This window comes from Pseudooceanicola sp. NS-SX9 (assembly GCF_057380705.1).
In genome coordinates, this window is sequence record NZ_CM170818.1 from 983,762 (window position 1) to 993,594 (window position 9,833).

Annotated in this window: 8 protein-coding genes; 3 read left to right on the top strand and 5 right to left on the bottom strand. The window is 66.5% G+C overall.

The genetic code is table 11. From position 1 onward, the window contains the following. Positions 1-4 precede the first annotated feature (4 nt). Complete coding sequence (thrS, locus tag AC2ITM_RS04745) at positions 5-1,951, bottom strand: threonine--tRNA ligase (RefSeq protein WP_486468676.1); 1,947 nt, start codon at positions 1,949-1,951, stop codon at positions 5-7. 220 nt (positions 1,952-2,171) lie between these two features. Between thrS and AC2ITM_RS04750 the strand changes: the two genes are divergently transcribed. Both AC2ITM_RS04750 and AC2ITM_RS04755 read left to right on the top strand, forming a co-directional pair. Beyond that, positions 2,172-3,323 (top strand): MFS transporter, encoded by a 1,152-nt coding sequence (locus AC2ITM_RS04750; RefSeq protein ID WP_486468677.1) that lies wholly within the window; start codon positions 2,172-2,174, stop codon positions 3,321-3,323. 102 nt (positions 3,324-3,425) lie between these two features. Further along, positions 3,426-4,175, top strand: coding sequence for an alpha/beta hydrolase (locus AC2ITM_RS04755; protein ID WP_486468678.1), 750 nt, complete (start codon positions 3,426-3,428; stop codon positions 4,173-4,175). Between the two features lie 61 nt (positions 4,176-4,236). Here the strand turns inward: AC2ITM_RS04755 and AC2ITM_RS04760 are convergent, their stop codons facing one another. From AC2ITM_RS04760 to fsa, 4 genes are all read right to left on the bottom strand, one after another. After that, the gene (locus AC2ITM_RS04760; protein WP_486468679.1) at positions 4,237-4,935 is read right to left on the bottom strand and encodes a CDP-alcohol phosphatidyltransferase family protein; all 699 of its coding nucleotides are present in this window, start codon (positions 4,933-4,935) and stop codon (positions 4,237-4,239) included. Between the two features lie 51 nt (positions 4,936-4,986). Next, positions 4,987-5,910 carry a tyrosine recombinase XerC gene (locus tag AC2ITM_RS04765; protein WP_486468680.1) on the bottom strand — a complete coding sequence of 308 codons (924 nt, stop codon included), beginning with the start codon at positions 5,908-5,910 and terminating at the stop codon, positions 4,987-4,989. After that, positions 5,907-6,608, bottom strand: coding sequence for a DUF484 family protein (locus tag AC2ITM_RS04770; RefSeq protein ID WP_486468681.1), 702 nt, complete (start codon positions 6,606-6,608; stop codon positions 5,907-5,909). Before AC2ITM_RS04770 ends, AC2ITM_RS04765 begins: the two co-directional genes overlap by 4 nt. A gap of 146 nt (positions 6,609-6,754) precedes the next feature. Next, on the bottom strand, positions 6,755-7,408 hold the full coding sequence (fsa, locus tag AC2ITM_RS04775) for a fructose-6-phosphate aldolase (RefSeq protein WP_486468682.1): 654 nt from the start codon (positions 7,406-7,408) through the stop codon (positions 6,755-6,757). Between the two features lie 97 nt (positions 7,409-7,505). Here fsa and AC2ITM_RS04780 point away from each other — a divergent pair, with 97 nt between their 5' ends. Further along, a complete protein-coding gene (locus AC2ITM_RS04780) occupies positions 7,506-9,704 on the top strand; it encodes a primosomal protein N' (RefSeq protein ID WP_486468683.1) in 2,199 nt (732 codons plus the stop codon). Positions 9,705-9,833: the final 129 nt, after the last annotated feature.

Genomic DNA, 9,833 nt, shown 5'->3' on the forward strand with positions numbered 1-9,833 from the left:
CATCTTACAGCAGGTCGGGGGCCGTGGCCTCCAGCGCCAGCTGGGCGACGATCTCGTCCAGGGTCTGGGTCTTCGTCTGCTTCTCGCCCAGGCGACGGGTGCTGACGGTGCGGTCCTCGACCTCTTTCATGCCGCAGGCCAGGATATAGGGCACCTTGCCGACGGAATGTTCGCGGACCTTGTAGTTGATCTTCTCGTTGCGCAGGTCGGCCTCGGCGCGCACGCCCCGGGCCTTCAGCGCCTCGACGACCTCAAGGCAGTAGTCATCGGCATCCGAGACGATGGCCGCGACGACCACCTGGCGCGGCGCCAGCCACACCGGCAGCTTGCCTTCCGAGTTCTCGATCAGGATGCCGATGAAGCGCTCGAAGCTGCCCAGCACGGCGCGGTGCAGCATGATCGGCATGTGCTTTTCGCCGTCCTGGCCGATGTAGCCCGCGCCCAGGCGCTCGGGCAGGTTCGGGTCCACCTGCAGCGTGCCGCATTGCCATTCGCGGCCGATCGCGTCGGTCAGCGTGAATTCCAGCTTGGGTGCGTAGAAGGCGCCTTCGCCCTCGAGGATCTCGTAGTCGTAGCCCGCCGCGTGGCAGGCATTGCCAAGCGCGGCCTCCATCCGGTCCCAGCTTTCCTCGCTGCCCACGCGCTTTTCGGGGCGGGTCGACAGCTTGATCGTCCAGTCGGTAAAGCCCAGATCGGCGTAGATTTCGGCCAGGAAGGCGATGAAGGTCTTGGTCTCTTCCTCGATCTGCTCGAAGGTGCAGAAGATATGTGCGTCATCCTGGGTGAAGCCGCGCACCCGCATGATGCCGTGCAGCGCGCCCGAGGGCTCATAGCGGTTGCAGGACCCGAATTCGGCCATGCGCAGCGGCAGGTCGCGGTAGGACTTCAGGCCCTGGTTGAACACCTGCACGTGGCAGGGGCAGTTCATCGGCTTCAGCGCGTTGATGGTTTTCTCGCGGGCATGATCCTCGTCCACTTCGACGATGAACATGTTCTCGCGGTAGTTGCCCCAGTGCCCCGAGGCTTCCCACAGCTTGCGGTTCACCACCTGGGGGGTGTTGACCTCGACATAGCCGCCGCGGCGCTGCTTGCGGCGCATGTAGTCCTGCAGCGTGGTGTAGATGGTCCAGCCGTTCGGATGCCAGAAGACCTGACCGGGCGCTTCCTCCTGCATGTGGAACAGCGCCATCTCGCGGCCCAGCTTGCGGTGGTCGCGCTTGGCGGCCTCCTCCATCATGGTTTCCCAGGCCTTCAGTTCCTGACGGTTCTTGAAGGCCACGCCGTAGATGCGCTGCAGCATCGGGCGGGTGGAATCACCCAGCCAGTAGGCGCCGGCCACATGGGTCAGCTTGAAGGCATCGGCGGGCACCTGGCCGGTGCTTTGCAGGTGCGGGCCGCGGCACAGATCCTGCCAGTCGCCGTGCCAGTACATGCGCAAAGGCTCATCCCCGGGAATGCGGTTGACAAGCTCGATCTTGTAGGGTTCGCCGCGTTCTTCGTAGTAGCGCAGCGCATCCTCGCGCGACCAGACCTCGGTGCGGACGGGATCGTTGGCGTTGATGATTTCCTTCATCTTCGCCTCGATGGCGCCCAGATCCTCGGGGGTGAAGGGTTCTGCGCGGTCGAAATCGTAGAACCAGCCCTTGTCGCGGACCGGACCGATGGTGACCTTCACGTCCGGCCAGATCGCCTGCACCGCGCGTGCCATAATATGCGCAAGGTCGTGGCGAATCAGCTCATAGGCCTGCGCATCGTCTTTCATCGTGTGAATCTCGACGGTGGCGTCCTCGGTCAGGGGCCATTGCAGGTCCCAGTGCTGTCCATTGACCGTCGCGCTGATGCTTTTTTTGGCAAGTGAACTGGAAATCTCGGCTGCGACATCAGCGCAGGTGATCCCTTCGGCGAATTTTCGCTGACTGCCGTCGGGGAAAGTGAGGGTAATCAATGACATAGGTCCTTCTCGTCGGTTTGGCGCCCACGGAACGCCCGGTTGCGGGTTTTGTGCAATGCGTTAATTGGTTGAAGCAGTGTAACTAGTCAAGGCGGTGTGGCCTATGTCCGTAGCTGACAACTACGCATCGAAACCTGTACCCGTCGGTCAGGTTTCGGGCGGTAAATCGTATTCTCAAACCGAAGATCGCAACCACGCGAAGCTTGTCGCGGCCCTGTCGATGAGCCGGATCAGCGACAGCCTGCTGGAGCCCAAGCTGGTGCTCAGCTGGCTGCTGACCGGGCTGGGGGCGCCGGGCTGGATGATCGGCGCGCTGGTCCCGATCCGCGAGGCCGGGTCGCTGCTGCCGCAAAACGGCATGGCCAACCTGATGGAGCGCCTGGCGCGCCGCAAGTGGATGTGGGTGGCCGGATCGGTCGTGCAGGGCGTGACGACGCTGGCCATCGCGGCCAGCGGGGTCGCGCTGGACGGCTGGATGGCGGGCGGGGCAATCTGCCTGGCGCTGCTGCTGCTGGCAATCGCGCGCGCCGCCTGCGTCGTGTCCTTCAACGAGGTCCAGGAAAAGCAGGGGCGCGGCGTGCGGCGTGGCACGGTGGGGCCGCTGTGGACGATCGCGGTGGCGGTCTTTGCCGGGATCCTGATGACCGGCCTGTTGGAAGACCGCCTGGCGATCGGGCTGGGTGTCGGCCTGTCGGGGCTGCTTTCGATCCTGGCCGCGGTGACCTTCGCCGGTCTTGAAGAGGCACCCAGCGAAGAGGGCGAGCCCCTGGGCATCGACTTCCGCCGGATCTGGGGCGAGGACTGGCTGCTGCGGCGCTTCATCGTGGTGCGCGGGCTGCTGGCCTCGACCACGCTGGCGCCGCCATTCCTGGTGATGCTGGCGACGCGGCAGGGCGAAGGCACGCTGCAGGTGCTGGGGGCGATGCTGCTGTCGGCGGCGGCGGCGGCGCTGCTGGGGCCCTATGCCTGGGCGCGGCTGGCCGATCGTTCGGCCCGTCTGGTGCTGGGGATGGCCGGTCTGCTGGGGGCGCTGAGCATGGCGGCCATGGTCGCGGTGGCGGTGCTGGCCCCGAATTCGCTGGCATGGACGGCTCCGGTGATCCTGTTCGCCCTGATGCTGGCCTATCACGGCGAGGCCCAGGCCCGCGGCATCTACCTGGTCGGCATGGCGCCGAAGGACTTCCTGGGCAATTACGCGGTGATCGCCAATATCTCGGTCGGCATTGCGCTGTGCCTGATCGGTGCCCTGGGTGCGGTTCTGGTGATGCTGGCCCCCGAGGTCGCGCTGGTCGCCCTGGCGGCGCTGTCGCTGCTGGGGGCGGTGATGGCCTCGACGCTGTACTCGGCCGAAAGGGCTGCCGAGGGCCAATGATCTGGGACCAATGATCTGGCGCCCGTGATCAAGGGCCAGTGATGTTGCGCCTGCGGGCGGCCCGTGCCAAGCAGCAGGGGCCGCATCGCACAGGAGACCCCCATGACCGACCGCTTTACCTCGCCGCAGGGCCGCAGCCTGGCCTATCACCAAAGCACGGGCGCGGGGGATGGCCGACCCGGGGTGGTGTTCCTGGGGGGCTTCAAGTCCGACATGGGCGGCACCAAGGCGGTCTGGCTGGAAGACTGGTGCAAAGCGCAGGGGCTGGCGTTCCTGCGCTTTGACTATTCCGGGCATGGCGAAAGCTCGGAACCTTTCACGGCGGGCTGCATCGGTGACTGGGCCGAGGACGCCCAGGCGCTGATCAGCGCGCTGACCGAGGGGCCGCAGATCCTTGTGGGCTCGTCCATGGGCGGGTGGATCTCGTTGCTGATGACGCAGCGGCTGGGGGCGAAGGTGGCGGGTCTGGTGACCATCGCCGCGGCGCCCGATTTCACCGAGGACAGCATGTGGGCCAGCTTTGACGCGGCCCAGCGGGCCGAACTGGCCTCGGGGCAGGTCGCCCTGCCGTCGGACTATGGCGAACCCTATATCATCACGAAACGCCTGATCGAGGACGGCCGCAGCCACCTGCTGCTGCGCGATCCGATCCCGCTGGGCTTCCCGGTGCGCTTCCTGCACGGCACGGCGGATGCCGATGTGGCGCTGTCGGTGGCGCTGCGGCTGATGGAGCGGGCCGAGGGGCCGGACATCCAGCTGCGGCTGGTCAAGGGCGCGGATCACCGGTTCTCGAGCCCCGAATGCCTGGCGCTGATCGGCACCTCCATCACCGAGGTCCTGGCGGCACTGTAACGGCGCCGAAACGATAAAGGCCGCCCCGGGGGCGGCCTTTTGCATGGGCATGCGCGCGGTGTCAGGCGCGGCGGTCGGGGATGATCTGCTGGGCGATGCCCACGAACAGCAGGTAGAGGCTGACGATGATCAGCAGCACCTCGGCCACGCCCGGCAGGTTGAACCTGGTCAGCGTCGCCCAGAGCGCCAGCAGCACCCAGATCCCCGCCATCGGCAGCGACAGCTTGCGCCAGCGCTTGGTGCGCACGGGGTGGATGAACTTCAGCGGCACGAACATGGCGATGGTCAGCAGCGCGATCATCAGGACCATGGTTGCGGGCGCGGGCTGCACCGCGAAGAAGACCAGCACGACCATGTTCCAGCAGCCCGGGAAGCCGGAAAAGCTTTTGTCGGCGGTCTTCATCCGGGTGTCGGCGAAATAGATCGACGAGGCGAAGGCGATCAGCAGCACGCCGAACCAGCCCCACCAGCCCGGCAGCAGCCCCGACTGGTAGAGGGCATAGGCGGGGATGAAGACATAGGTCAGATAGTCGATGATCAGGTCCAGCAGCACGCCGTCGATCTCGGCGGCATGTTTCTGCACATCGAACTTGCGGGCCAGGGGGCCGTCAAGCCCATCGACGGCGAAGGCCACAACCAGCCACAGGTACATGCCTTCCCAGTGCTGCTGGGCTGCGGCGATGATCGCCAGCATGGAGAAGATGGCCCCCGTCGCCGTCAGCAGATGGACGGAGAGGGCTCGGATACGCTCTATTTTCATTGTGCAACCTAGGCATGAGAAAGGCGGGGCGGCAAGATCCCTGAGGGGAGTTCAGCCACGCGGATGCGCCTTTCGGTAGACTTCCATCAGCCGTGCCTGATCCACAGCCGTATAGGTCTGGGTGGTGGCAAGGCTGGCGTGACCCAGCAGCTCCTGGATGGCGCGCAGGTCGCCTCCGGCGTTCAGCAGATGGGTGGCGAAAGAGTGCCGCAGCGCGTGCGGTGTCGCGGTCGAGGGCAGGCCCATCTGGGCGCGCGCCGCAGCCATGGCCTTCTGGATGCCGCCCGGGCCCAGCGGACCGCCCTTGATGCCGCGAAAGATCGGCTGGCCGGATTCCATCGGGTGGGGGCAAAGCTCCAGATAGGTTTCCACCGCCTGGCGGGCGGGCGCGATCACCGGGACCACGCGTTCCTTCTTGCCCTTGCCGTGGATGCGCAGGCTGCTGCCCAGCGGCAGGTCATCCGCGGTGATCGAGAGCGCCTCGGAAATCCGCAGCCCGCAGCCGTAAAGCAGCGTCACCACGGCGGTATCGCGGGCGGAAACCCAGGCGCGGTCATCCTGTTCGCCCACCTGTTCCAGCATCCTTGCCGCGTCGACCTCGGAGAGGGGGCGGGGCAGCTTGCGCTGGAAACGGGGGCTGCGGGTCGACAGCACGGCGGTCGGATCAAAGCCTTCGCGTTCGGCCAGCCAGCGATAGAAGCTCTTGACCGACGAAAGCCTGCGCGCCAGCGACCGCGCGCTGACGCCGCGGGCGCGCTGGTTCGCCATCCAGCTGCGCATGTCGGCCACATCGACCGAGGCAATGGCGCCCAGCCCCTGGCTTTCGCCCTTGTGCAGGGTGATGAAGGTCAGGAATTCCACCAGATCGGCCCGGTAGGCCTCGATCGTGCGGTCGGATCGGTCCAGCACGCTGGCCAGCCCGTCCAGCCAGCGCCCCATCGCGTCGCGCGCGGCCTCCGACAGTGCCAGGCTCATGCCAGCCAGCGCCGCATGGCGCGTTCGAAGACACCGGCGAAGAAGGCCAGCAGGTCGGTGGCGTGCTGGGCGGTGAACTGGTCGGCCTCTTCCGAGCCCAGCAGCAGCATCCCGGGCAGGCGGCCGGGGCCGAAATCCAGCCGCAGGCAGGCCTCGGAGGCGATCTGCGGCGCCTGCGGGCCATAGAAGTAGTCGGGCGCATAGCCATCGGTGCGACGCAGGATGACGCTGCGCGGCGTGCCGGTGCGCCCGGCCTCCATGTAATGCGCCACGGCGCCCGGATCGACGATGGCCAGCAGATGGCCGAAGCGTTCCAGCACCGGATCGTCCTGTTCCTGCGCGGTTTCCAGCACCAGCCGCAGCCGGTCCACGCCCAGGATGTCCGAAACCTCGCCGCCCAGGTCGCGCAGGAAATCGTCGAATTTCTCGGCATCCAGCAGCCGCAGCACCGCGCGGTGGATCTGGTTGGTGCCCGCAAGGTTGTCGTAGGCGGTGGCGATGACCGTCTTGTGGGTGTCTTCCAGCCGGTCGAGGCGTTCCTCCAGCCGGGCCATGGCGATGCCGCGCAGGTCCACCACGTTCGATCCCATCGCCTGCGCATTGGCGGCGATCAGGATTTCCATCAGGGCGGTGTCCTCGAGGATCACGTCGGGCTGCGCGATGATCTTTTCGCGCAGGGTACTGTCCAGTCCGGGCATTCTGCTCTCTCTGCCTCTGTATGGATATGTATGTTTTTCCATACAGTAACAGAAAACGAGGAAGCCCCGCAGCGATTTTCCGGAAAAAACCGCAAACGGGGCTTCGGGTGTGTCCTGGTCGCGCGCGGGGCGCGCTCAGGGCCGGATCAGAGGATCTTGATGCCGGCGTCGGCGATGTCCTTCAGGAAGGCCTCAAGGCCCTTGTCGGTCAGCGGGTGGCTGGCCAGCGCCTTGATGACCGAGGGCGGCGCGGTGATCACGTCGGCGCCGATGCGGGCGCTTTCGGCGACGTGGTTCGCGGTGCGGATCGAGGCCGCCAGGATCTCGGTCTCGAAGTTGTAGTTGTCGTAGACGGTGCGGATGTCCTCGATCAGCTGCATGCCGTCCAGGTTGATGTCATCCAGGCGCCCGATGAAGGGGCTGATGAAGGTCGCACCGGCCTTGGCGGCCAGCAGTGCCTGGTTGGCGCTGAAGCACAGCGTCACGTTGACCATCTTGCCCTCGTCCGACAGGACCTTGCAGGCCTTCAGCCCGTCCCAGGTCAGCGGCACCTTGACGGCGATGTTCGGCGCGATCTCGGCCAGCTTGCGGCCCTCGGCGATCATCTGCTGGGCTTCGGTGGCGACCACCTCGGCCGAAACCGGGCCCTCGACCAGCTCGCAGATTTCCTTGATCACTTCCAGGATGTCGCGGCCCGACTTCTTGATCAGAGTGGGGTTGGTGGTCACGCCATCGACCATGCCCAGCTCGTTCAGCTCGGCGATGGCGGCGACGTCGGCGGTATCGACGAAGAATTTCATGGGGGCCTCCGGGGCGGATGATAGCGTTAGCGTTTTCCTGCCCCGATTTAGCCGATAGAGTGGCGCTCCGAAACCCCGATCCGACGCGGAGAGGCATTTGGCAGATCTGCCCGACCACTATCCCGAAGGCACCCTTGTTGCGGTGCAGACCGCGCAGCCCATCGACCGCACGCTGGACTATCGCGCCCCCGAAGGCGGCTGTTACCTTGGCGCCTACGTGCAGGTGCCGCTGGGGCCGCGCCAGGTGCTGGGCGTGGTCTGGGGGCCGGGGCTGGGCGGCTTCGACCTGAAGAAGGCGCGCCACATCGTCAAGGTCTTCGACGTGCCGCCGATGCGCGCCGAAATGCGCAGTTTCCTTGAGAAGATGGGCGATTACACCCTGACGCCGATGACCGCGATGATGCGGCTGGCGACCCGGGTGCCGGGGCTGTCGGACCCGCCCTCGATGCGCAGGATCTACCGGCTGGGGCAGGCCGAACCGGACCGGCTGACCGATGCCCGCACCCGCGTCCTTGAGGTGCTGAAGGACTACGGCGGTCTGGCCTTCACCCTGAAGGAGCTGTCGGATACCGCGGGCGTGTCGGCCTCGGTCGTCAAGGGGCTGGTGCAGCAGGGCGTGGTGATCGAGGAAACGACGCCCCGCGATCTGCCCTTCCCGCATCTGGACCCCGATCTGCCGGGCAAGCCGCTGGCGGGGGGGCAGATCAGTGCCGCCGAAAGCCTGCGCGAGGGGGTGCGTTCGGGGCGCTACGGCACCACGCTGCTGCGCGGCATCACCGGATCCGGCAAGACCGAGGTCTATCTGGAAGCCGTGGCCGAATGCCTGAAACAGGGCCGTCAGGCGCTGGTGCTGCTGCCCGAGATCGCCTTGTCGGCGGAATTCCTGACCCGGGTGCAAAAGCGCTTTGGCGCGAAGCCCGCCGAATGGCATTCCGGCGTCACCATGACGGAACGCCGCCGCACCTGGAAGATGGTCGCCACCGGCGAGGCGCAGCTGGTGGTGGGCGCCCGTTCGGCGCTGTTCCTGCCGTTCCGCGACATGGGTCTGGTGGTCGTGGACGAGGAACACGACAGTTCCTACAAGCAGGAGGACGGGGTTCTTTACAATGCCCGCGACATGGCGGTGCTGCGGGCCTCGATCGCGGGGGCGCAGGTGGTGCTGGCCTCGGCCACGCCCAGTCTGGAAAGCTGGGTGAACGCTCAGGCGGGCAAGTACCGGCGCCTCGATCTGGTGGAACGCTTCGGCACTGCCGTCCTGCCCGAGATGCGCGCCATCGACATGCGCGCCGAGGACATGCTGGCGGGCACCTGGATCTCGCCCAGGCTGCAGGATGCGGTGCGCGCCCGGGTCGAGGCGGGCGAACAGGCGCTCTTGTTCCTGAACCGGCGCGGCTATGCCCCGGTGACGCTGTGCCGGGCCTGCGGCAAGCAGCTGGAATGCAGCCATTGCGACGCCCGGCTGGTCGAACACCGCTTTCTGAAACGGCTGGTCTGCCACCAGTGCGGCGACGAACAGCCCATCCCCGAGGCCTGCCCCCATTGCGGGGTCGAGGGCAAGCTGGCGGCCATCGGCCCCGGTGTCGAACGCCTGACCGAGGAAGCCCAGGCGGTGTTCCCCGATGCGCGCATCGCGACGCTGTCGTCGGATCTGTTCACCTCGGCGCGGGCGCTGAAACAGGCGGTCGAGACCATTGCCTCGGGCGGGGCGGACATCGTGATCGGCACCCAGCTGGTGGCCAAGGGGCACAACTTTCCGCTGCTGACGCTGGTGGGGGTGATCGACGCCGATCTGGGGCTGCACGGATCCGACATGCGCGCGGCCGAGAAGACCTTTCAGCTGATGCGCCAGGTGGCGGGGCGGGCAGGGCGCGCCGACCGCCCCGGCGAGGCGTTGATGCAGACCTTCCAGCCCGAACACCCGGTGATCCGCGCCATCCTGTCGGGCGACGAGGAGGATTTCTGGAACGCCGAGGCCGCCGCGCGCGAACAGGCGGGGATGCCGCCCTTTGGCCGGATGGCGGGGATCATCCTGGCCTCGGAGCGCGAGGGCGAGGCGATGGCGGCGGGCAATGCGCTGGCACGCGCCGACGGGCCGATCCGCGCCGCGGGGGCGATGGTCTATGGCCCGGCCCAGGCGCCCATCGCACGGATTCGCGGCTGGCACCGGGTGCGGCTGCTGGTGAAGGCGCCCAAGGGCGTCATGCTGCAACGTGCGGTTGCGGACTGGATCGCCGGTGTCACCCTGCCGCGCGGGCTGCGCCTGTCGATCGACATCGATCCGCAGACCTTCTTCTGATCCGCCCAAATCCGACCGTTTCCGAGGGAAAACGCCAACCCCTGTCTTTGCAGGGGTTTGGCTTTTTCCGACTGTTTCGCTTGGTTGGAATTAGTCTAGAAAAACAGTCAAGTATTTGATTTTATTTAA

Bases quoted from the DNA above. Each gene is read 5' to 3' on its own strand.
- fsa (WP_486468682.1), bottom strand. From the start codon at position 7,408: ATGAAATTCTTCGTCGATACCGCCGACGTCGCCGCCATCGCCGAGCTG.
- AC2ITM_RS04765 (WP_486468680.1), bottom strand. From the start codon at position 5,910: ATGAGCCTGGCACTGTCGGAGGCCGCGCGCGACGCGATGGGGCGCTGG.
- AC2ITM_RS04770 (WP_486468681.1), bottom strand. From the start codon at position 6,608: ATGCCCGGACTGGACAGTACCCTGCGCGAAAAGATCATCGCGCAGCCC.
- AC2ITM_RS04750 (WP_486468677.1), top strand. From the start codon at position 2,172: ATGAGCCGGATCAGCGACAGCCTGCTGGAGCCCAAGCTGGTGCTCAGC.
- AC2ITM_RS04755 (WP_486468678.1), top strand. From the start codon at position 3,426: ATGACCGACCGCTTTACCTCGCCGCAGGGCCGCAGCCTGGCCTATCAC.
- thrS (WP_486468676.1), bottom strand. From the start codon at position 1,951: ATGTCATTGATTACCCTCACTTTCCCCGACGGCAGTCAGCGAAAATTC.
- AC2ITM_RS04760 (WP_486468679.1), bottom strand. From the start codon at position 4,935: ATGAAAATAGAGCGTATCCGAGCCCTCTCCGTCCATCTGCTGACGGCG.